The sequence below is a fragment of the Roseomonas sp. KE2513 genome, assembly GCF_016107305.1.
Taxonomy (GTDB): Bacteria; Pseudomonadota; Alphaproteobacteria; order Acetobacterales; family Acetobacteraceae; genus Roseomonas.
In genome coordinates, this window is record NZ_RCVR01000005.1 from 131,323 (window position 1) to 153,759 (window position 22,437).

Consider the following 22,437-nt stretch of genomic DNA (forward strand, 5'->3'; position numbering starts at 1 on the left):
TGGCAAGGGGCGGGGCGGCGCCGTGCCTCCGGCGCGCCCCATCCCCGCGAGCCCGCCCCATGCCCCCAGCCGCTGCCACGCCCGCCCCCACCTCCTCCGGCACGCGCCCCGAGCACGTCCTCACCCTCTCCTGCCCGAACCGCCCGGGCATCGTCGCCGCGGTCGCCACCTGCATCTTCGAGCACGGCGGCAACATCCGCAGCGCCCAGCAGTACGACGACGTCGAGAGCCGCCGCTTCTTCGCCCGCATCACCCTTGACCACCCCGAGGGCACCCTCGACGTCCCCGCGCTGCGCAACGGCCTTGCCGAGGTCGCCGAGCGCTTCGGCATGCAGTGGACGCTCCGCAACCCCGAGGAACGCAAGCGCGTCGCCATCCTCGTCTCGAAGTTCGACCACTGCCTGGCCGATATCCTCTACCGCTGGCGCCTCGGCGAGTTGCCGATGGAGATGGCCGCGATCATCTCCAACCACCCGCGCGAGACCTACCAGCACCTCGACTTCGGCGGCGTCCCCTTCCACCACCTGCCCGTCACCAAGGCCACCAAGATGGAGCAGGAGGCCGAGGTCTGGCGCGTCATCCGCGATACCGGCGCCGACCTCGTCGTGCTCGCCCGCTACATGCAGGTTCTCTCGGACGGGTTGGCCGCGAAGCTCGTCGGCCGCTGCATCAACATCCACCACTCCTTCCTGCCGGGCTTTAAGGGCGCGCGCCCCTATCACCAGGCCCATTCCCGCGGCGTGAAGCTCATTGGCGCCACCGCCCACTTCGTGACGGCCGACCTCGACGAGGGCCCGATCATCGAGCAGGACGTGGAGCGCATCTCCCACAACGACACGCCCGACGATCTCGTCCGCCAGGGCCGCGACATCGAGCGCCGCGTCCTCTCCCGCGCCCTGCTGTGGCAGCTAGAGGACCGGGTGCTGCTGAACGGCTCGCGCACGGTGGTGTTCCGGAACTGACTCTCAGCCGCGTGGCCCGTCCCCGGCGCCGTCAGCCTCGCGCCAACGCGCGCGAGACAGCCGTGCGGCAAGGAACCCGCCGAGCGCCTCGACTTTCGCCGGCCGGCTCCGCGCGGTGGGCGTGACGAAGTAGAGGCCGCCCGGCGCGATCTGCCACTCCGGCAGGATGATCTCGAGCCGGCCTTCGCCCAGGGGCCCGGCCGCGATGAACTCCGGCAGTTCCGCGATGCCGATCCCCGCCAGCAGGGTCGGGAGAAGCGCGTCCACGTTGGTCACGCGCAAGCGGCCTGAAGGCCTGACGGCCACCACCTCGCCCGCCGGCCCGGTGAAGCGCCATTCCTCGCCGCGCGCGTGATAGGCGTAGCCGAGCAGGTGGTGGGCGGCCAGCTCGCCCGGATGCTGCGGCCGGCCGTAGCGGGCGAGATAGGCCGGCGAGGCAACGATGTGCCGCGCCATCGGGCAGAGCCGCCGCGCGACAAGCGAGGACTCCTCCAGCACTGCGATCCGCAGCGCGGCGTCGAAGCCCTCCCCGATCAAGTCAACGACAGCGTCGCTCAGATGCAGGTCCACCGAGATGTCCGGGTAGAGGCCGAAGAACTCCGGCATCAGCGGCGCGACCCAGCGCAGCCCGAAGGACATCGGCACCGCAATCCGCACCGTGCCGCGCGGCCGGATCGCGAGCTCCCGGGCCGCGCTCTCAGCCTCCTCGGCCTCCCAGAGCACCCTCGCGGCCCGCTCGGCCACCCCGCGCCCGAGATCCGTGAGCGCGAGCCGACGCGACGTTCTGTTGAACATCCGGCCCCCAAGGCGCTCCTCCAGGCGCGCGATGGCGCGCGAGACCGTCGGCACGGAGACGCCGAGCACCCGGGCCGCCCCGGCGAGGGACCTCTCCTCCGCCACCTTCGCCACCATAGCCAGCGCCTCGAAATCCGGCAGTCCCGACATCGACAATCCTGCAAGGATAGATTTCAGCCCTTTCTATTTTGTGACGCCGGCCCTGGCGACATCTTCCGGCCATCAACCAGCACGGAGTTGCAGACATGGCCCGCAAGCTCGAAGGCAAGGTCGCCGTCATCACGGGTGGAACCAGCGGCATGGGCCTCGCCACCGCTCAGCGCTTCGCCGCCGAGGGCGCGCGCGTCTTCGTCACCGGCCGCCGCCAGGCCGAGCTCGACGCCGCCGTCGCCGCGATCGGCCCCAATGCGACCGGCGTCCAGGCGGACTCCACCCGCCCTGCCGACCTTAACCGCCTCTATGAGAGGGTGAAGGCCGAGGCCGGGCGGATCGACGTTCTCTTCGCCAATGCCGGCGGCGGCACGATGCTGCCGCTCGGCGCCATCACGGAGGAGCAGTACGAGGACACCTTCGGCCGCAACGTGAAGGCCGTGGTCTTCACCGTACAGAAGGCGCTGCCGCTGCTGGTGGACGGCGCCTCCGTCATCCTGACCGGCTCGACGGCGGGCACGATGGGCACGCCCGCCTTCAGCCTCTACAGCGCCTCCAAGGCCGCGGTGCGCAACCTCGCCCGGAGCTGGACACTCGACCTGAAGGCGCGCCGCATCCGCGTGAACGTTATCAGTCCCGGCCCGGTCCGCACGACCGGCCTCGTCGAGCTGGCTGGCCAGGACGCCGCGCAGCAGAAGAACCTGCTCGACCAGCTCGCCAGCCAGATACCGCTCGGGCGCGTGGGGGAGCCGGACGAGATCGCCCGGGCCGTTCTCTTCCTCGCCTCCGACGACAGCAGCTTCGTTGCCGGTGCCGAACTCTTCGCCGATGGTGGGCTCGCCCAGGTCTGACCCGCCGGCAAGCCCTTCCAGCAAGCGGGGCCGGGACGCGCCGCGCGCCCCGGCCAAGGAGCACGAACAATGCCCGACCCCATCGTATCCCTCCTCACCCGCAACCTGCGCGAGGTCTTCGGGGAGGCCGATCCCGCCCGCCGTCGTGCCGCCATCGCGGCCCTCTTCACCGAGGATGCCGTCTTTGCAGACTCCGACGGGAGCAGGACCGGCCACGACGCACTCGACCGCTTCGTGGCGGAACTGCTGGCGCGCTCCCCCGGCTGGGTCTTCCAGGCAACCGGCCCGGCGCAGGCCGCGCAGGACGCGGGCCGCCTCGCCTGGGGCTTCGGCCCGCCCGGCGAGCCGCCCCGCGTCACCGGTATGGACGTTATCCTCGTGCGCGGCGGAAAGATCGCCTCGCTCTACACCTTCCTGGACCCCCCGGCGCCCTGACCCCGACGGGCGGTGAGGCAGCAGGGCAAGGCACCCGCGAGGCGGCGCGCCGCCGCTGCGCGCACCCCAGCCCCGCCCCGCCGGCGCTTGACCTCGGCCGGGCTGCCTGCCACCTCTCCCGCCCCTTATCCTCCAGGAAGGCCGCCAAGCCCCCATGCCCGCGATCACGCTGCCCGACGGTTCCGTTCGATCCTTCGACGGTCCTGTCACGGGCACCACCGTGGCCGCGTCCATCGGCCCGGGGCTCGCCAAGGCGGCGCTCGCCATGGAGGTGGACGGCGCCCTCCACGACCTCTCCCGCCCCATCGAGCAAGACGCCCGCCTGCGCTTTATCACGCGCAAGGACCCTGAGGCGCTCGGCCTCATCCGCCACGACGCCGCCCACGTTCTGGCCGAGGCCGTGCAGGAGCTCTTTCCCGGCACCCAGGTCACGATCGGCCCGGCCATCGAAAACGGCTTCTACTACGACTTCGCCCGCAACCAGCCCTTCACCCCCGAGAACTTCCCGGCGATCGAGGCGAAGATGCGGGAGATCATCGCCCGCAACGCCCCCTTCACGCGCGAGGAATGGCCGCGCGAGGAAGCGATCGCCTTCTTCGAGAATAGGGGTGAGCGCTTCAAGGCCGAGCTGATCCAGGACCTACCCGAGAGCGAGGTCATCAGCATCTACCGCCAGGGCGATTGGCTCGACCTCTGCCGCGGCCCGCACATGCGCGGCACGGGCGACATCGGCACCGCCTTTAAGCTCCAGAAGGTGGCCGGCGCCTACTGGCGCGGCGACCACCGCAACCCCGTCCTGTCGCGCATCTACGGCACCGCCTGGCGCGACGCGAAGGAGCTCGAAGCCCACCTCACCATGCTGGAGGAGGCCGAGAAGCGCGACCACCGGCGCATCGGCAAGGAGATGGACCTCTTCCACCTCCAGGAAGAGGCGACGGGCAGCATCTTCTGGCACCCCAAGGGCTGGCGCCTCTACCGCACGGTCGAGGACTACATGCGCCGCCGCCTCGACGCCGCCGGCTACGACGAGGTGAAGACCCCCCAGCTCCTCGACCGCAAGCTCTGGATCGAATCGGGTCACTGGGAGAAGTTCCGCGAGAGCATGTTCATCGCGACGGTGGAGGACGAGTCCGAGAAGGACCGCGTGCTCGCGCTCAAGCCCATGAATTGCCCCTGCCATGTGCAGATCTTCAACCAGGGCATCCGCAGCTACCGCCAGCTCCCGCTCCGCATGGCCGAGTTCGGCGCCTGCCACCGCTATGAGCCCTCGGGCGCGCTGCACGGCATCATGCGCGTCCGCGCCTTCACCCAGGACGACGCGCACATCTTCTGCACGGAAAACCAGATCGCGGATGAGACGGTGCGCTTCGTCGCGCTCCTCTCCTCCATTTACCGCGATTTCGGCTTCAACTCCTTCCGCGTGAAGTTCAGCGACCGCCCCGCTACCCGCGCCGGCGACGACGCCACCTGGGACCGAGCGGAGGGCGCGCTGCGCGAGGCCTGCGCGACGGCCGGCGTGGAATACGAGCTGAACCCGGGGGAGGGCGCCTTCTACGGCCCGAAGCTCGAATTCGTCCTTCGCGACGCCATCGGCCGCGACTGGCAGTGCGGCACCCTCCAGGTCGATTTCGTCCTCCCCGAACGCCTGGACGCCGAGTACGTCGGCGAGGACGGCGCCAAGCACCGCCCCGTCATGCTCCACCGCGCCATCCTCGGCTCCTTCGAGCGCTTCCTTGGAATCCTCATCGAGGAGCACGCCGGCCGCTTCCCGCTCTGGCTTGCGCCCGTGCAGGTCGTCGTCGCCTCCATCGTGGACGACGCCGCCCCCTATGCCGAGGAAGTCGCCGCCGCCATGCGCGCCGCCGGCCTGAACGTCGCGACCGACACCCGCAACGAGAAGATCAACCGCAAGGTCGCCGAACACATCGAGGCCCGCGTCCCCGTCCTCGCCGTCGTCGGCCGGCGCGAGGCCGAGGAGCGGGTGGTCGTCCTCCGCCGCCTCCCGGGGCGGGAGCAGGAAACCCTCTCGCTGCCCGACGCCATCGCCCGCCTCCTGGCCGAGGCCGCCGCCCCGGACCTTCGCCAGCCCGCCACGGCCGAGGCTGCCGCCGCGTAATCGCCGGGGCGGATTTGCCGAACCCGACGAATCCGCCTTGACCCCGCCACGCGAAGGTTGCAGACGCACCCGCCGCGCACCATAAATCCACCTTCCACCATCAGAGGAGACGACCCTGGCCCGAGGCCCAATGCCCAACACCCTCCCGACCCGCGACGGACCGCGGGTGAACGAGGAGATCCGCGCGCCCCAGGTCCGCCTGATCGACCAGGACGGTGAGATGCAGGGCGTGATGAGCGCGCGCGAGGCCCTGGCCCGCGCCTACGACGTCGGAATGGACCTGCTCGAGATCAGCCCGAACGCCGATCCGCCAGTCTGCAAGATCACCGATTTCGGCAAGTTCAAGTACGAGCAGCAGAAGAAGGCCAACGAGGCGCGCAAGCGCCAGAAGGTCGTCGAGATCAAGGAAATCAAGGTTCGTCCGAACATCGACGACCACGACTACGAAGTGAAGATGCGCCAGATGAAGGGCTTCATCGAGGAAGGGGACAAGGTGAAGGTCACCCTCCGCTTCCGCGGCCGCGAGATGGCGCACCAGGATCTCGGCGTGAAGGTGCTCGAGCGCATCCGCACCGAGATGGCGGAGGCCACGAAGGTGGAATCCATGCCCCGCCTGGAAAACCGCCAGATGATCATGGTGCTGGCCCCGAAGTAGCGGCCAGCCCAGCGGTCAGAATGCACGAAAGGCCGGCAGCCCCCGCGAGGGCTGCCGGCCTTTCGCCGTTCGGGGCCGCTTAGAGCGGCGCGCCCCTGTTGTCGTCGAAGACCGCCGGCGTCCGGTCCACCGCCCGCGCCGCCGCGGAGGACGGCGTGCCCGTCCCGATCGCGCCAACGCCGCCCGGCGCCAGTGGCCCGCCGATCCGCTCGCGCCGCGTCGTGGCGCCGGAGGGGTCCGTTATCAGCGGCCCCGGGCTGGCCGACGTGATCGACCCGCCCTGCCGCTCCCGCCGGGAGGAAAGATCAACCGGCCCTCCCGAGCCCTGGCAGCCAGCATGCCGATCGCGAGCAGAAACGCGCCACCGCGCAGCATCGTCGTTTTGCCCATGGTGCATCACCTCTTTTGCCGGCCGGCCGCTAGCGGGCCGGGGCAAGGAAACAAACGCGCGGGCTCCCAGATCCTTCGATGCGCTGCGCGACGAAGTGCAACAGCCCCGGTTCAGCGGTTCGCCAGGTCCACCAGCGCCGCCGCCAGCACCCGCGCCCCGGCCGCAAGCTGCGCCGGGCTCGAATACTCCGCGGGATTGTGGCTCACCCCGTTCCGGCTCGGGACGAACACCATTCCCGCCGGGCAGACCGGCACCAGGAACTGCGCGTCGTGGAAGGCCCCGCTCGGCATCCGCTGGCTCGATAGCCCCTGCGCCGTCGCGGCGTCCTCCACCGCATCCACCACCACCGCGTCGAACTCCACCGGCAGCGCGTGGAAGCGCTCCGTCACCACCACGTCGCAGGCCTTCACCGCGCTGCGGATCGTCGGCTCGATCGCGTCGCCGTTGGTGATCAGCAGCTCCTTGTCCGGATGCCGGAAGTCGATCGTGAACCGCACCCGGTCCGCCACGGTGTTGGAGGTGTTCGGGAAGACCTCGATCTGCCCCACCGTGAAGCGCAGCACATCCGTCGGGTCCGTCATCAGCGCGTTCAGCGCCGTCACCGCCCGGATCATGTCCTGCACCGCGTCCTTGCGCGTCGAGACCGGCGAGGTCCCCGCATGCGCTGTCTCGCCCGTGATCTCCACGATGAACCAGCGGCTGCCCTGGATGCCCGTCACCACGCCGATATCAACGCCCTCCGTCTCCAGCAGCGGCCCCTGCTCGATATGGGCCTCCAGATACGCGAAGGGCTTGCCCCCCAGCGGCCGCATGGAAAGATCGGCCTCCGCTTTGCGGTGCTCGTCCAGCGCCTCCCGGAAGCTCACCCCCTCCAGGTCGCGCACCTCGTCCCAGGCATTGGCGGGCTTGAACTTCGACCAGGCCATGCTGCCCATGCAGCCCGGCGCGAAACGCCCCCCCTCCTCGTTCGTCCAGGCCACCACCTCGATCGGCCGCTTCGTCGCGACGCCCGCCTCACGGATCGCCTGCACGGCCTCCAGCCCGGCCACCACGCCCCAGATGCCGTCGAAGCGGCCGCCATTCGGCTGGCTGTCCATGTGGCTGCCCGTCAGCACCGGCGCCGCCTCGGGGTCCGTCCCCTCGTGGCGCAGGAACAGGTTGCCGATCTCATCCACCGTCACCGCCAGCCCGAGCCCCTCGGCCCAGCCGATCATCAGCCGCCGCGCCTCGCGGTCCAGCGGGGAGAGGCAGGGCCGGTTCACCCCCGGCGACCCGTCCATGCCCGTGATGGCACCGAGCTTCGCCAGTTCCATCAGCCGGTCCCATTGCCGGGCCTCGCTCACGGCCGCGATCAGGTTGGGGGCGGTGCTGGCGCTCATGGCATGGTCCTGCTGGTTCGGGCTCCGCCCATTTGCCGTGCCGGGGCGGGCGAGATCAACCCGCCCCCGTTTCGCGCCCGCGTGAAACACGGCACGCCGCGTGCTAAGCACGATCCGGACGACTCCTTCCCCTCCGATCCCCGGACGTCACCCCGAATGCCCGACGACAGCGTCTCGACTCCCCGCCCGCATCCCGGCCTGGACGCCCTCGCGGCCGAGGCCCGCCGCCAGCTCGAACTCCTCTCCTACCCCCGCCACGCCTGGGTGCCGGAGAGGGAAGGGGTGCTCGACATCGCCATCATCGGCGCCGGCCAGACCGGCCTCGTCACCGCCTTCGGCCTCCTGCGTGAAAGGGTTCAGCGCGTCGGCATCTTCGACGCCGCGCCCGCCGGCGGGGCAGGGGTCTGGACCACCTTCGCCCGCATGCGGACCCTCCGCACCCCCAAGCACGTCACCGGCCCCGACCTCGGCGTCCCTGCCCTCACGCCCAAGGCCTTCTTCACCGCCCGTGACGGCGAAGCGGCCTGGGAAGCGCTGAACAAGATCGGGCGCGTGGACTGGCAGCGCTACCTCGACTGGCTGGAAGCCACCCTCCAGCTTCCCGTCACCCACGAGCACAAGCTCCTCCGCATCGGCCACACCGGCGCGGCGGAGCCGTTAGAACTCGTCTTCGCGACCCCGCAGGGCGAGACCACCATCCGCGCCCGCAAGCTGGTCCTCGCCACCGGCATGGACGGCATGGGCGGCTGGTCCATCCCCGCGCCCTTCAACCAGCTCCCGGCCTCCCGCGTCTCGCACACCTCCGGCCACGTCGATTTCGAAGCGCTTCGCGGCAAGCGCATCATCGTCATCGGCGCCGGCGCCTCCGCCTTCGACAACCTGGCCACCGCCCTCGAAACGGGCGCCACGAAGGCCACCATGCTCGTCCGGCGCGCGAAGATGCCGCGCGTGAATCCCTTCCGCTGGATGGAGCAGTCCGGTTTCCTCGGCCAGCTCTACGCCATGCCGGACGCCACGCGCTGGCGCTTCATGCGGCACATCTTCGCCCTCAACCAGCCGCCGCCCCAGGAATCCTGGAACCGCGTCGCCGCCGACCCGCGCTATGACCTCCACATGGCAAGCCCCGTCCTCGCCGTGCGCGAGGAAGGCGGCGAGGTCGTCGTCACGACCCCCCGCGCCGAGCACCGCGCGGACCATGTCATCGTCGGCACCGGCACCGCCTTCGACCTGTCGCTCCGCCCCGAGCTCGCCCCCTTCGCAAGGCACATCCTCCTCTGGCGCGACGTCTACACCCCGCCCGAGGGCCAGGAATTCCCTGCCCTCGGCGCCTGCCCCTATCTGCGGGACGACTTCTCCATGCGAGAGAAGGAGCCCGGCGCCGCCCCCTTCCTCACGCATATCCACATGATCAACTACGGCTCCACCGCCTCCATGGGCCTCTCCGGCGCCACCATCAGCGGGATGAAATACGGAACCATGCGCATCGTGGACGGCCTCTGCCGCCGCCTCTGGCTCGAGGACGCCGAAGCCCACCTCGACAGCCTCCTCACCTATGCCGAGCACGAGCTGACGAGCGAGATCCCCCAGGAAGCCCTCGTCGCTGACGTGAGCGGGCTCGCCGCCGAATGAAGCCCTCCGCCGTCTCCACCCACGTCCTCGACACCGCCAACGGCATCCCCGCCGAGGGCATGGCCTACGAGTTCTGGCGCATGGAGCCAGAGCCTACCCTGCTGCGCGCCGGCACCACCGACGCCGACGGCCGCACCGACGCTCCCCTCCTGCCGCCCGAGGAATTCCGCCCCGGCCGCTACGAGCTGCGCTTCGACGTGGGAGCCTATTTCGCCGCCCGCGGCGGCGACCCCGGCTATCTCGGCACCGTCGCGATCAACGTGGGCCTCAAGGCGGGGGAGGGGCACTACCACGTCCCCCTCCTCTGCTCTCCGTGGTCCTACTCCACTTACCGTGGCAGCTAGGGCCAGCCCCCGGAAAGCGCGCCGCCGCACCGTCCTGGCCGCGCCGCGCGCCATCCGGACAAGCGGGGGGGTGGTCCCGAGGCGTGCCGGGCCCGTATCCTGCGGCGATTCCATGTCGCGCAGAGGTCCCAGGCCATGACACCCACCGCCAAACCCTCCGCCCCGCTCCCCCCCGCGACGCGGCGAAGCTTCCTGAGCGCCGCGTCCCTCGGTACCGCGTCGCTGGGCACCGCCTCGCTCCTGGGCCTCTCCGCCTGCGAGGGCACCATGCGCGCCGGCCACGATCCCCGCCCGGCGCCCGACGTGGCGGAGCCCGCCCTCGCCACCCCCATCGGCCGCTGGCTCGTCGTCGCCGACCGCCTCTGCGGCGACCCGAACGCCGCCTGGCCCCGCGCGGACTCCATCGCCCTCGTCACACGCGCGATGCATGACGGCCTCAACGCCGCCCAGCCCCGCTACCACCGCTGGCTGCCCCGCAACGGCACGGAGCCCGCCAGCAACGGCGCCTCGCCGAGCGTCACCCTCGCCGCCGCCGCCTTCACGGTCGTCACCGGCCGCAGCAATCCCGCCGCGCATGGCGACGCCCGCGCCCTCCTCGACGCCACCCTCGCCGCCGAGCCCGCCGAGGCCGCCCGCACCGCCGGCCTCGCCCTCGGCGCCGCCATCGGCACCGCGACCCTTGCCAGCGCCGGCCCCAGGCCCCCCGCGAAGGAGACCTTTCCCGTCTTCAACGAGATGGGCCGCTGGCGCCCGGCTCCGCCCGCCGGCCGCAACAGCTACTACGACCTCTCGGCGCCGCTGCTGTTCCCCAGCCGCGACTCACTGCTCGGACCGCCCCCGCCCACCCTCGACTCCCCCGAGTACCTGGCAGACGTGGCCGAGACCCGCCGCCTCGGCGGCACCACCTCCACAGACCGCACGGAGGAGCAGGGCGACATCTCCCGCTTCTGGGTGCCCCAGCTCATCCCCCGCAACATGATGCTCGTCCTCCTCCGCCGCATGACCGCACGCCCCCTCCCGGGCGGCGTCTGGGACGAGGCGCGGATGGCCTCCATTCTCGCCACCGCCTTCGCGGACGCGGACGTCTTCGTCTACGGCTACAAGGCTCATTTCGCGTACTGGCGGCCTGTTACAGGAATCAATCTCGGCAGCCCCGGCGTCCGCCCGGACCCGATCTGGCAGCCCCTGCTCGTGACGCCCTACCACCCCGAATACCCTTCGGGGCACAGCGCCGACATCGCCACCGGCACCCACGTCATCGCGGGCCTGCTCGGCGAGTTCCCCTTCACCTACCAGGCCCTCGAGCGGCAGGGCCGCCCGACGCGCGACTTCCCCAGCCTGGCCGCCGCCCGCACCGAGTGCTCCAACAGCCGCATCTGGTGCGGCGCCCATTTCCGCCACGCCTGCAACGAGGGCGAGCGCATCGGCCAGGCCATCGCTACCAAGGCCCTCGCGCAGGTGCAGCGCATCGCCTGACACCTTGTTGGTGAGGGCGCTCCTTCTCCCCCCAAGGGGCCCGAGGCCCCCGGACGCCTCACCTGGCTGCCGCGGGACCTCCCGCCGCGTGCCCTGGTCCCTGTCCCCAAACCAAGGCGCGCCGGTTGTCCGAGGGGCGCGGCTCAGGGAAGGGAACGAGAGCGGCGGGGGAGGGAAGCCCCTCTCTCCCCGCCGTCACCCGCGCCTCAATCAGCCAAGCGCTGAGCCCCGCTCGTAGGGCGAGGGGTCGTCCAGTCCCGGCGGCGCCGCCACCCCCGCATCCCGCCGGATCAGCGCCTCGTCGTCCTCCGACACCTTGTTCACCCGCTTGCTCACCGGCCAGCAGGCCAGCCATTCCGGCGGGCAGGGCCTGAGCAGCCCCAGCAGCCGCGCCGCCGGCGCCTCCTCCTCCCCCAGCCAGGCAGCCCAGTCCTCCCGGGGCAGGATCACGGGCATCCGGTGATGCAGCGGCGCCTGCTTAGGGTTCGCCTCGGTGGTGATGATGGAATAGGTCCGCAACCAGTTCCCCTCCGGGTCCTGCCACCCCTCCCAAAGTCCCGCGAAGCTCATCGGCTCCCCGCTCGCCAGCGCCACGGCAAAGGGCTGCTTAGGATCGCGCGCCTTCGTCTTCGCCTCCGCCTCCTTCGGCGAGAGCCACTCGTAGAACCCGTCCGCCGGCACGATGCAGCGGCGGCGGCGGAAGGCGTCCCGGAAGGAGGGCTTCTCCGCCACCCCGTCCGCCCGCGCGTTGATCAGCCGCGCCCCGTCACGCGCATCCTTCGCCCAGCGCGGCACCAGCCCCCAGCGCAGCAGGTCCAGCCGCCGCTCCCCCGTCTCCGGATTCCGCCGCAGGACCAACCCGTCCTGCGTCGGGGCCATGTTCCACCGCGCCGCGGCGTTCGGCGTCGGGCTCTCCTCTGGCGTGTCGTAGTAGCGCGCCAGCTGCGCCGGATCGCGCTGAAGAAAATACCGACCGCACATGGGCGCTCCCGTTCCGTCCAGTGATACCGCACACATCCGGTTACAGAAACCAGCCCTCGCGGCATCCCGTTGATCCCACGTCGAAACCAGACGGAGGAGAGCTCACATGGCGATCGATAAGGATCGGGTCGAGGGCGCGCTGAAGCAGGCCGGCGGCGCCATCAAGGAGAACGTCGGCGCCGCGGTTGGCGACAAGAAGATGGAAGCCGAGGGCGCTGCCAAGCGCACCGAGGGCAAGGTCCAGAACGCCGCCGGCGGCGCGAAGGACGCGATCCGGGACGCCGTCAACAAGCCCTGATCCAGACTTTCCGTGAAGAGGAAGGGCGGGCCCCCGAGAGGAGGCCCGCCCTTCTTTTTTGCGCGCAGGGATTGAGCGGCACAGTCCCGCGGACCTGCCCTACAGGACCGGAGGCGGCAAAGGTCGCCAGTGGCTCCGGGCCTGCACGGAACCAGTCCGCACCAGACTGAACCGGATTGCGCTCGCCAGCCCCACCCCTGCGGGAGCAGCCTGCGCGCCATGAGCAGGTCCGGCCACGAGAAGCGCGCGGTCGTGCGGGGCCCCTTCGAAGCACCCCACCCCGTCGCCCGCCTGCTGGAGAGCCGGATCACCGCCCGGCCCCCCTCCTTGCCGCCGTCGGAGGGCGAACTCGCCGCGCGCCACCGTGCCCTCTACGACCAGGTTCCAGGCTTCGAGTGCGAACAGGGCTGCACCGCCTGCTGCGGCGCCATCGCGATGACGGCCTGGGAATGGTCACGGGTGGCCGAGAAACGCCACGCCGCCACCGGCTGCCTCACCTGCCCCTATGCCGCGGCGGCGAGCTGCGCCATCCACGCCGACCGGCCGCTCCTCTGCCGCCTCTTCGGCGCCGTGGATCACCCGCACCTGACCTGCCCCAAGGGCAGGGGCCCGGCGCGCAAGCTCTCTCCCGAGCAGGCGAGGGCCCTTATGGACGCGCACCAGCAACTCATGCTTGACAGCGCGGCATCGGACCGCGCCGCCTGAGCCGCCCCCTGTCCGAGTGGCTGCCGTTGCGGAGAGCCGCCGCAGCCGGCCTTCAATCGCTCACCCCTCCGCGCCCTGCAGCTTCGCGCCGGCGAGCCCCTCCTGCTGGAGGAAAGCGTAAGCGAGCATCGACATCAGCGCGTGCCTGTGCAGCCCGACCCAGGAGCGCCCCTCGAAATCGTCGAGCCCAAGCTCCTCCCGCAGAAGCTGAAGCGCCCGTTCGGCAACCCAGCGTCCCTTCACGGTGCCGGCCAGCGTCCTCAGGCTGCTGCCGGCCGGAAGATTCGACGCGTAGTGCCGCGCCTCTCCCCCATCGCGCCTCTCGCCGATGATCCAGACTTGCCCGCCCGGCAGGTCGCGAACCGCACCCTCATCGAGCCCTGCCTTCTCCTCCGCCAGGCGCGCCCGCAAGGCGGCGAAGGAGGCGGCCACCTTGACGGGGAGCCATTCGTCGGCGCGGCGCTGCCACGTCAGCTGCCACCAAGAGGCCTCCGCCAGCATGCTCTGGATCGGGCGCGGAGCCTCCTCCGCCCCTTGCGCCCTGGCGCCGAGCATCGCCGGGCGCGACCGTGACGCGGCCGAAGCCGGGACGGCCGTGATTCCCCCCGGCACCGCGACCGCCCAGCGGAGCCTGCGCGCCTTCATCCCCCTGCGGAACTCCGCGCTCATGCCGTATTCCGCATCCACGAGGACGCAGCCGAAGCGCGCGCCGACCGAAGCCACGCGGTCGAGTTCCGCCAGCGCGATCCCCGCCTTGCTGCGGGGCATGCGGAGGTTCTCCGGCACGCGGGCTCTCTCCATGCGCTCGCCGTCGCCCGTCCAGCTCTCCGGCAGGAAGAGCCGAAGTCCGACCGGCACGGGCACCACCCCCCGCACGAGCGTCAGGGAGACGAGGACCTGGCAGTTGAGTATCCTTCCGGCCGCCCCGACCGGCTGAGGCGCAACCCCGACGGAGCGGGTACCCTTCTTGGGCAGCACCACCTCGCCGATCACCAGGAACGAATTCGGGCTGCCGGCGCGCAGCCCTGCCTCGGCCGCAAGGGCTGCTTCCAACGCCCCCGTGTCCCAGCTTCCGGAGGAGATGAAGTGGTGCATGGCATCGTGACTCGGCTGGCCGAGCCGCGCGGCCATTCGATGCACGTTCTTGCCTCCCTCCCTCTCGATGAGCCCCGTCACGTAGAGCCGGCACATCTCACGGCGCGCGGGATGGCTTAACCTGGCGAGGAACGGCTCCAGCCAGTCTTCGAGGCCCGGTCTCAAGCCGATAAGCGGTCAGCCGCCGACCGGCTGGCCCTCGGGCACGGGAGCGATGACCGCCGGCCACCATCCCCTCCAGGGAATAAGGCCGCGCACCGCCGCATCAACGGGAGAGCCGAGCGCCTGCCGCCGGGGTGGATGAACCACGCGGCACCGCGCACGGCATCGCCGATCCTGCGAACCCGTCCCCGGCGTGCGGGCAGGTGCTCTTCCTGGGCGAGCATCGCGAAGCCTCACTCCAACCCCGCGGCGACACCGGAAGCTTCCCCGCGTGCCGCCGCGCCCGTTCTGTATAGGCGAGGAGATCCATCCCCCGTGGGGCGGATTGATCCGGAGTGGAGCGCAGATTGGCTCGCACCCGCGGCGTCAGAGGCGCCAGAAATCGACACCGGCCGGCACGAGCGAGCGATCGAGGCAGCCCTTCACGTCCAGCACCGCGCCGCCCTCATTCACCAGGCAGCGGCGAACGAGATCCCAGCCCGAGTTGACGAAGGCCCGGTGTGCGACGGCAAGCACGACGGCACCCCCCGGGCGGATGTCGCGCATGTCGGTCAGCTGGATGCCCGTCGCGGAGAGGACATCGTCCGGATCCGCCAGCGGATCCACGAGCTGCAGGTCAAGCCCGTGATCCTGCACCTCGCGCGCGAGATCGAGCGCGCGCGAGTTGCGCAGGTCGGGCACGTTCTCCTTGAAGGTCAGGCCAAGAACGGTAACCCGGCGGGACTCGGTCTCGCGCCGCATAAGCATCCGGACGCATCGCTTGGCCACCAGCCCCGCCATGCGATCGTTCACGCGGCGCCCCGTGACGATGATCTCCGGATGATGCCCCGCCCGCTCCGCGCAATGCGCGAGGTAGTAGGGATCCACCCCGATGCAGTGCCCACCGACGAGGCCCGGCTCGAAGTTCAGGAAGTTCCACTTCGTCGAGGCGGCGGCCAGCACATCCCGCGTGTCGATCCCGATGCGGTCGAAGATGCAGGCGACCTCGTTGACGAAGGCGATGTTGAGGTCGCGCTGCGCGTTCTCGATCACCTTGGCCGCCTCCGCCACGCGGATCGAGGGCGCCCGGTGGATGCCCGCCCGCGTGATCCTTCCGTAGAGCGCCGCAACCTCGTCAAGCGCGGAAGGCGTCTGGGCGGAAACCACCTTCATCATGCTCGCCAGCCGGTGCTCGGGGTCGCCCGGATTGATCCGCTCCGGACTGTAGGCGATGGCGAAGTCGGTGCGGCCGCGCAGCCCGGAGAAACGCTCCAGCACGGGCAGGCACTCCTCCTCCGTCGCGCCGGGGTAGACGGTGGATTCGTAGACAACCAGCGCGCCCGGACGAAGCGCACGCCCCACCGTCTCCGAGGCACGGAGCAGGGCGCGCAGATCCGGCTGGCGCGTGGCGGTGACCGGTGTCGGAACCGTGACGATAAAGATGTCGGCGCCGGTCAGGGCCGCCGGATCGCCAGTGCATTCGAGGCGGGCCGCCCGAAGCTCCTCGGGCGACACCTCCTGGGTGCGGTCATACCCCTCCAGCAGCTCCTCGATGCGCCGCGGGTCCGTATCGAAGCCGATGACGCGCATCCCCGCGCGGGCGAAGGCAACAGCGACCGGCAATCCGACATAACCAAGGCCGATGACCGCGAGGGCTTGCCCGGACAAGGTTCAGGGCACCACAAGGGCGGCGGTGTCGCGCCCTTCGGAGGATAACACCATCCCTGGATACCCTGTCTGCATAGGTAGCGTCCTGTTTTGCAGTGCACAGGTTGCCCTCGGGTGGGGCTGGGGGCGAAGCCAAGCCGGTCCAGTTTGGCACCCAGTTCCACACCACGCCGGACCGTGTCTTCAGCCCGGCGTGAGCACTCCCCGGCTTGGCACCGGCTTCCCATCCACACCAAACTCGGCTATCACGTTTTCGTGATATCACTGGAATTTGCGGTTTCGTAACCGACAAAGTCCGGTTCCACTCATGCCAAAGTATAACGGCAGGACGACCAAATCCTCAGCCTGGAAGCGATAGAACAGTCTTCAAACGCCTTGGTAATACGGCCCTTCGTCCGCAAATCCAACAAGTCAAGTCAGAAATTCTCGGTGGATAGCGGCGCGTTTGTAACCCGCGCAGCCATGGATATTTTGGCAAATCGTTGAATCACGTTTCCGTGTTCAATCTATCTGGACTCGGCCGCTTCGATACTGCGAAGGAAGTCGGGGAGAGAAAGGTTCCTCACCGCGAGAGGCTCCTCGGTCAGCAGAAAGGGTTTGTACGGATGGCATTTCAGACTGCGCACGGCTTCGCATCGATGAATGGCGGCACCTCGGGCGGTGGCGGCGGGACCACCGTCAGGGTGGGCACCGGCTCCGAGTTGCAGGCCGCGATCGATGCGGTGAAGCCCGGCTCTGCGCCGGTCACCATCATCGTCGCCGGCACCATCACTCCGCAGAACAGCCGCGGTGAAGAGATCACCGTCGATGGCCGCAGCAATCTCTCGATCATTGGAGATTCCGGCGAGCTGAACGGCATCGGCCTGCACATCAAGGGCGGCTCGTCCAACCTGATCGTCCAGAACCTCAAAATCCACGATGTCGCGACCGGCGGAAAAGACGCGATCAGCATCGAAGGGCCTTCGAAGAACATCTGGATCGATTCCAACGAGCTGTACAGCTCGATGAACGTCTCGAAAGACTTTTACGACGGGCTGCTCGATATCAAGCGCGGCGCCGAATATATCACCGTTTCAAACAACTACTTCCACGACCACCACAAGGTCTCCCTGGTCGGGTACTCGGACACCGACGAGGGCGGCCGATTCGTTACGTATGATCACAACCGATTCGAGAATGTCGGTTCGCGTGCGCCGAGTGTCCGGGATGGTTATGTCCATATCTACGAGAACTACTACAACCACCTTGAAACCTCTGGTATCAACCTCCGGATGGGCGCGGTTGGGCTGATCGAAAACAACGTTTTCGCCAACTCCGACAATCCGATCGTCAGCCGGGACAGTGCGGAACTCGGCTTCTGGGATCTGCGCGGCAACCTCTTCGAGAATGTCACCTGGTCCAAGCCCGGGCCTGGCGAGGCCAACGGGACCAACAACGATGCGGACACGGCCCATTACGACGTGCCCTACGCGTACAGCACGGTCGGTGCGGATAAGGTCCAGAACTACGTGCTCGCGCATGCCGGCACCGGTCATGCGCTCGTCGGCAACGATCCCCTGCCGGCACCTCAGCCGTCGCAGCCTGTTCTCGTGAATCCCGCGCCCGCGGACCCCGTCTCGGTGCCGGCTCCAGAGAACGGCGGTACAGCCACTGGCACGCCCACTGGCACCGCCACCAGTGGCAACGACCTGCTCACCGGCAACGCGGGCGCGGACCGGATCGATGGCGGCGGTGGCGCGGACCGGATCGACGGCGGGGACGGCAACGACACCATCACGGGCGGAACGAACAGTGACACCCTGTTCGGTGGCGCGGGCGATGACCGCCTGTCCGGTGACGCGGGCAACGACATCCTGTCCGGCGGCGTAGGCAACGACAGCCTCGACGGGGGCGGCGGCAAGGACACGCTGAACGGCGACGCCGGCGCGGATCGCCTGTCCGGCGGGGACGCCGACGACGTGCTCCTCGGCGGAGAGGGCGCCGACACGCTCCTCGGCGGTGCGGGGGCCGACCACCTCACCGGCGGAGCAGGAGCCGATTCCCTGACGGGTGGGGAGGGCAAGGACGTCTTCGTCTATCTCGCCGCGTCCGACAGCACGCCCGGAGCGAATGACGTTATCGTGGACTTTGCCGCCGGCGACCGCATCGATCTCTCGGCGATCGACGCGGATCCGCTGAAGGGGGGCAACGAGGCCTTCACCTGGGTAAGCGGGAACCTCTTCTCCCGGCACGCCGGCGAGCTGCTCCTGACGGAGCAGGGCGGGAACTCCATCCTTTCAGCCGACCTGGATGGGGATGGCGCCGCGGACTTCCAGATCGACGTGGCGGGGCCGCACCTGCTCACCCACGCCGACATCGTGCTGTAACGACGCCGGCACTGCCCCATCCGGTGCACCGCAACGGATGGGGCAGGCCGTGGTCATGTCGCGCTGCGTACCGGCGCGGCCTCCCGCGTGTCGCTCCTGGGCCCGAGCTGAGCCGGCATCACAGGCGAAACCGCGGGCTTCGCGGCAACCGCTGCAAGGGCGCCATAGAAACGCAGATCCTCGTCGAGCATCGTCTGCACTAACTCCATTGCCCGATCGGTCAGGGCAAGGCAGACCCGCCGCCTGTCCTTCTCGTGCAGGTAGCGCCGCACGAGCCCCGCACGTTCCAGCTGCGCCAGCTTGCGAAGGGCTGTGCTCTGCGGCGCGCCCGAGCAGACGCAGATGGCCGAAACGGACACGTGCCCTCCTTCAGCCTTCACGACCGCAAGGTCGAGCAGCATGTCCCAGGCCGGCCATTCGAGAAACGAGCCAGTGGGATCCCGCCGCCGCCGGGCACGGAGCTGGATGAGACGCTTCAGGTCGTTCGCACCCGCTGTCGCGCAGAAGCTCGGGAGCGCTCCCGCCTCTCGAGGACCCTCGTTTACGCCTGTCGGTGAAATGTCCTGCAAGAGTGACACAAGTTGTGTGACCGACTCTCGCAACTTGCCGAAGAGCGCCTCGTCCGGTCGCGCTTCCACCGCTGATCCGTCCATGTCTTCTCCTCAACAAGAAGGTGAAACAACGATCGCCAATTCACGGGAAGTGCTTGAAAAGGAGCCAAAAGCTCATATCATTCCATACGCGGATTTAGGTTGCCCTGCATGAAACCCTTTTGACCGTGGTCTAATTTTCGTGTCCCGCTGCTCACTCGTCTCTCTTCCTGGCACAAAGGTCGATAACATATGACAGGGAATATTGTCCTAAAAGCTGTGTTCCAGCTATTCTCAATGGAACTAACCGAAATCTATCATTCACCTCTGCGTTATTTCGGTACCGTGTCTCTTATCAATCCTGGCCGGCGACAGGTTTGCTAAACATAGGATAGTCGCCGGAACGGTCCGGTTACGAGAAACTGCCATTCAATGTGAATTCCATTTTGAATTGAATTGAATTGAATGGAGGTGCTTTCCCGCCAACTCCTTCGGATTATCGTTCCGTTTTCTTCCGTACCAGCGCTCGGCCAGCTGATTTCCAGAATGCGCTACAAAATGGTTGCGCTTTCGATGGCGGCGCACGCAACCGCCTCGTTAGCTTCCGCCCATGAGGTCGGCCGGGAAATACCGCCGGCTTGAATGCGGGAGCGCGAGATGCTGATTGACCACCTGTCCAGGCCAGCGCTGAAGGAGAGTTCGGACCGCCAGGGCGTCACCACCCGGACAAGCGTGACGACCATCGGAACCTGCCGCATCGCGGATCCCATCGCGGCGTCGGAGGCGCATCTGCCGATCCGCCGCAACATGACCAACGTCTACGGCTTCGTGCACACCTCGAAGGAGATCCTCCAGCAGCTCGACGTGCTGGAAGGCCGCCAGATACCGCAGGAACTGGTCCGCTTCCTCGCCTCGGGCACTTACGAGACGCCGGTTCCCCGCGACCCCGCCGACCTTTACATCGTCGAGATCTCCTCGGCGAAGGAGATCCACTTCGAGGGCCATCTCCTCCAGATCAACTGCCTGGACCGCGTCTTCAACGACCGGCGCGAGCTGCTCGAGGCCTTCTTCCGGCACAAATACGCGGCGGAGCGCCCCGCCAGGGCCGAAGCGCTCAACCTTCTTCCTGACTTCCACCAGGCCGATCCGGTGGAGCGCAGCTTCCTGCTCGAAGGCCATGTCCACATCACGAAGCGCGAGGAGCTGGAGGCCGATCTCCTCACCATCGCGGCGCGGCTGCCGGCACCGACCATGTTCGTCTGCCACATCGACGTCGCCGATGGCGGCGGGCGCATGATCGAGAGCCGGTCGCGCCTCTGCAACTGGGTCCGGGAGATCGCCGCCGAGCACGGCCTCCCGCTTTTCGACCCCGCGCCGCAGGTGGTCGCCTATGGCCGTTCCCGCGCCCTGGCGAATGATGGCCGCGACATCAACCACTACACCACCGAGTTCAAGCCGCTGATCGGCGCGATGCTCTACGAAGCCGCCATGCAGCCACTGACGCGCGCCGGCGGCAATGAACCGGCACCCGCCGCGCGCCCCGTCCCGCCCACAGCCTCGCCCTCTATCGCGAAGCCCGAAGTCGCCTTCGCCGATTCGATCCGCCTTGAGCGGCCCCCGGCGGCCCCGGCCGCGCCGCCCGATGCCCCGTCACCCGTGCCGCCCCCGCGCGAGGCCACCGCGCCGGCGCCCGTCCTGCCGACCAACGAGGTGCGCTCGGTGGCGCGCGAGGCGAAGACCCGCATCGCCCGCGGCGACATGGATGAGGCGGAGGTGCTGCTACGCGGGGCCGTGATGGACCACCCGGGCGCGGCGGAACTCTTCGGCCTCCTCGGCGCCGTCGCCTACCACCGCGGCGACAACACGGCCGCGCTCGCCGACCTCCAGCGCGCCCTGCACCTCGACCATCGCTGCGTCGAGCCCCGCCTGCTTCTCGTGAAGATTGCCCAGCGCCTGAACCGGCTGGAGGAAGCCTGCGTCCACGCCCTCGAGCTCGTGGAGCTGGTGCCGCAGGACCATAAGGCGCTCACCGTCGCCGCGAAGGCCCTCCTGAAGGCCAAGCGCTTCCACGACGCGGCCTCTGTCTGGCGCCGGATCTCCATGCTGCGGCCGGAACTCTCGGGCCCGCTCGCGGAGATCGCCCGCTGCGAACTGAAGGGCCGCAACCTGGAGGAGGCGGTCAAGGCCGCCGATGCCGCCCTCGGGCGCGACGCCGCCGACGTGCTGGCGCTCACCCTGAAGGCCGAGGCACTCCAGCGCCTGAAGCGGATGGATGCCCTCGCCGCCGTGGCGCAGCAGCTCGTGCCGTTCGATCCCTCGGCCGCCATGGCGCTGGTTCCCGCGCTGACGGCCACCGCGCATCACGAGCACGCGGCCGCCGTGATCGCCGCGGTTCGCCGGCAGGGTCACAGCAACGCCTCCGATCCCATCATGCAGGCCGGCCTCATCCGGTCCCTGACCCAGCGCGCGCGGGCGGCCACCGAGCGCGGCGAGGCGACGGCCGCCGCCGCCGCCTGGAACGCCATCCGGCTCATCGATCCCGAGAACCGCAAGGCGATCTCGGGTCTGCGCAAGCTGGTCGCACCCATCCGCGGCCTCGTGCGCGAGCGCACCCTGGCCGGCGATCTCCCCGGCGCCATCGCCGCCTGCATGGACGGCCTGGCGATCGACGCCGCGGAGGTCCGCCTCCTCCGGGAACACGCCAAGCTGCGCGAGCGGCAGGGCGACTGGGCCGAGGCCATGACCGCGTGGGAAGCGCTGGCGAACAGTGAGGACGGGCGGCCCGAGCTGATCCTCCGCGCCGGGCGCGCCGCCATCAAGGCAGGCGTGATCCTCGACGCGCTGCGGCTCTACGGCGCCCTGCCGGAAGCGGAGCGGCACAAGGTCGCGAGCACCATCGCCTCGCTCAACCGCAAGCTCGTCTCCGCCATGCGCCAGGACTTCACGGCGGGCGACCTGGATAACGCGGTCCTCAAGGCGAAGCTCGTCCTCAGCATCGACGGCCGCAACCTGCCGGCCACGAGGCTGCTCGCGCGCGCGGTGTCGGGCTACCGCAAGCTGTACAAGGTCGCGCTGGCAGAGGGCGACATCGCGGAGCAGGAACGCCTCTCCCGCCGCATCCTCGACATCGACCCGAACCGCACCGACGCCCTTCGCGCCCTGTCGCGCCTGCACGCCTCGGCCAAGCGCCCACGCGAGGCGATCGAGCTGCTGGAGCGCCTCACCCAGCTCGAGCCGGACGAGCCCCGCAACTGGCACAAGCTCGCCAGCGTCTGCCGCCAGGCGCGCCGCTACGACCTGGGCGTGACCGCGGCGCTCAGGGCGGTCGAGCTGGAGCCGGCGAACGCCAAGGGGCTTGAGCGGCTGAGCGACATGCTCAACCGCCAGGCGCTGGCCGCCTGACGCGGGGA

At 69.4% G+C, this 22,437-nt stretch carries 19 protein-coding genes; 12 read left to right on the forward strand and 7 right to left on the reverse strand.

The features are described from left to right. Positions 1-59: 59 nt before the first annotated feature. Complete coding sequence (gene purU, locus D9599_RS07225) at positions 60-962, forward strand: formyltetrahydrofolate deformylase (protein WP_198380542.1); 903 nt, start codon at positions 60-62, stop codon at positions 960-962. 3 nt (positions 963-965) lie between these two features. Here purU and D9599_RS07230 read toward each other — a convergent pair whose 3' ends face one another. Beyond that, on the reverse strand, positions 966-1,907 hold the full coding sequence (locus D9599_RS07230) for a LysR family transcriptional regulator (RefSeq protein WP_198380543.1): 942 nt from the start codon (positions 1,905-1,907) through the stop codon (positions 966-968). A 95-nt stretch (positions 1,908-2,002) separates the two neighbouring features. Between D9599_RS07230 and D9599_RS07235 the strand changes: the two genes are divergently transcribed. The 4 genes from D9599_RS07235 (at position 2,003) to infC (ending at position 5,964) form a co-directional block, all read left to right on the forward strand. Next, the gene (locus D9599_RS07235; protein ID WP_198380544.1) at positions 2,003-2,758 is read left to right on the forward strand and encodes an SDR family oxidoreductase; all 756 of its coding nucleotides are present in this window, start codon (positions 2,003-2,005) and stop codon (positions 2,756-2,758) included. 69 nt (positions 2,759-2,827) lie between these two features. Further along, positions 2,828-3,193, forward strand: coding sequence for a nuclear transport factor 2 family protein (locus D9599_RS07240; protein WP_198380545.1), 366 nt, complete (start codon positions 2,828-2,830; stop codon positions 3,191-3,193). 154 nt (positions 3,194-3,347) lie between these two features. Beyond that, a complete protein-coding gene (gene thrS, locus D9599_RS07245; protein ID WP_198380546.1) occupies positions 3,348-5,309 on the forward strand; it encodes a threonine--tRNA ligase in 1,962 nt (653 codons plus the stop codon). Between the two features lie 130 nt (positions 5,310-5,439). After that, positions 5,440-5,964: a translation initiation factor IF-3 gene (gene infC, locus D9599_RS07250; RefSeq protein ID WP_198380547.1), complete on the forward strand. Its 525-nt coding sequence runs from the start codon at positions 5,440-5,442 to the stop codon at positions 5,962-5,964. A gap of 79 nt (positions 5,965-6,043) precedes the next feature. Here infC and D9599_RS07255 read toward each other — a convergent pair whose 3' ends face one another. Beyond that, positions 6,044-6,361, reverse strand: a complete 318-nt coding sequence (locus D9599_RS07255; RefSeq protein WP_198380548.1) for a hypothetical protein — start codon at positions 6,359-6,361, stop codon at positions 6,044-6,046. Between the two features lie 104 nt (positions 6,362-6,465). Next, positions 6,466-7,734: a M20 family metallo-hydrolase gene (locus tag D9599_RS07260; RefSeq protein WP_198380549.1), complete on the reverse strand. Its 1,269-nt coding sequence runs from the start codon at positions 7,732-7,734 to the stop codon at positions 6,466-6,468. 156 nt (positions 7,735-7,890) lie between these two features. Here D9599_RS07260 and D9599_RS07265 point away from each other — a divergent pair, with 156 nt between their 5' ends. From D9599_RS07265 to D9599_RS07275, 3 genes are all read left to right on the forward strand, one after another. Continuing rightward, a complete protein-coding gene (locus tag D9599_RS07265; protein ID WP_198380550.1) occupies positions 7,891-9,363 on the forward strand; it encodes an NAD(P)-binding domain-containing protein in 1,473 nt (490 codons plus the stop codon). Further along, positions 9,360-9,707 (forward strand): hydroxyisourate hydrolase, encoded by a 348-nt coding sequence (gene uraH, locus D9599_RS07270; RefSeq protein ID WP_198380551.1) that lies wholly within the window; start codon positions 9,360-9,362, stop codon positions 9,705-9,707. Before D9599_RS07265 ends, uraH begins: the two co-directional genes overlap by 4 nt. Before the next feature lie 135 nt (positions 9,708-9,842). Then, positions 9,843-11,183 carry a vanadium-dependent haloperoxidase gene (locus D9599_RS07275; RefSeq protein WP_198380552.1) on the forward strand — a complete coding sequence of 447 codons (1,341 nt, stop codon included), beginning with the start codon at positions 9,843-9,845 and terminating at the stop codon, positions 11,181-11,183. Positions 11,184-11,393: 210 nt separating this feature from the next. Here the strand turns inward: D9599_RS07275 and D9599_RS07280 are convergent, their stop codons facing one another. Then, positions 11,394-12,164, reverse strand: a complete 771-nt coding sequence (locus D9599_RS07280; protein WP_198380553.1) for an SOS response-associated peptidase — start codon at positions 12,162-12,164, stop codon at positions 11,394-11,396. 106 nt (positions 12,165-12,270) lie between these two features. Here D9599_RS07280 and D9599_RS07285 point away from each other — a divergent pair, with 106 nt between their 5' ends. Both D9599_RS07285 and D9599_RS07290 read left to right on the forward strand, forming a co-directional pair. Continuing rightward, positions 12,271-12,462 carry a CsbD family protein gene (locus tag D9599_RS07285; RefSeq protein ID WP_232480242.1) on the forward strand — a complete coding sequence of 64 codons (192 nt, stop codon included), beginning with the start codon at positions 12,271-12,273 and terminating at the stop codon, positions 12,460-12,462. Positions 12,463-12,681: 219 nt separating this feature from the next. Then, positions 12,682-13,167, forward strand: coding sequence for a YkgJ family cysteine cluster protein (locus tag D9599_RS07290; protein ID WP_198380554.1), 486 nt, complete (start codon positions 12,682-12,684; stop codon positions 13,165-13,167). Positions 13,168-13,227: 60 nt separating this feature from the next. Here the strand turns inward: D9599_RS07290 and D9599_RS07295 are convergent, their stop codons facing one another. Both D9599_RS07295 and D9599_RS07300 read right to left on the reverse strand, forming a co-directional pair. Then, positions 13,228-14,427 (reverse strand): IS701 family transposase, encoded by a 1,200-nt coding sequence (locus D9599_RS07295; RefSeq protein ID WP_198380555.1) that lies wholly within the window; start codon positions 14,425-14,427, stop codon positions 13,228-13,230. Positions 14,428-14,790: 363 nt separating this feature from the next. Beyond that, positions 14,791-16,071 carry a nucleotide sugar dehydrogenase gene (locus D9599_RS07300; RefSeq protein ID WP_198380556.1) on the reverse strand — a complete coding sequence of 427 codons (1,281 nt, stop codon included), beginning with the start codon at positions 16,069-16,071 and terminating at the stop codon, positions 14,791-14,793. A 605-nt stretch (positions 16,072-16,676) separates the two neighbouring features. On the opposite strand from D9599_RS07300, the gene D9599_RS07305 reads away from it, so the two are divergent. Next, positions 16,677-18,437: a M10 family metallopeptidase C-terminal domain-containing protein gene (locus tag D9599_RS07305; protein ID WP_198380557.1), complete on the forward strand. Its 1,761-nt coding sequence runs from the start codon at positions 16,677-16,679 to the stop codon at positions 18,435-18,437. A 53-nt stretch (positions 18,438-18,490) separates the two neighbouring features. Here the strand turns inward: D9599_RS07305 and D9599_RS07310 are convergent, their stop codons facing one another. After that, positions 18,491-18,838 carry a winged helix DNA-binding protein gene (locus D9599_RS07310; RefSeq protein ID WP_198380558.1) on the reverse strand — a complete coding sequence of 116 codons (348 nt, stop codon included), beginning with the start codon at positions 18,836-18,838 and terminating at the stop codon, positions 18,491-18,493. A gap of 846 nt (positions 18,839-19,684) precedes the next feature. Here D9599_RS07310 and D9599_RS07315 point away from each other — a divergent pair. Further along, a complete protein-coding gene (locus D9599_RS07315) occupies positions 19,685-22,429 on the forward strand; it encodes a tetratricopeptide repeat protein (RefSeq protein ID WP_198380559.1) in 2,745 nt (914 codons plus the stop codon). Positions 22,430-22,437: the final 8 nt, after the last annotated feature.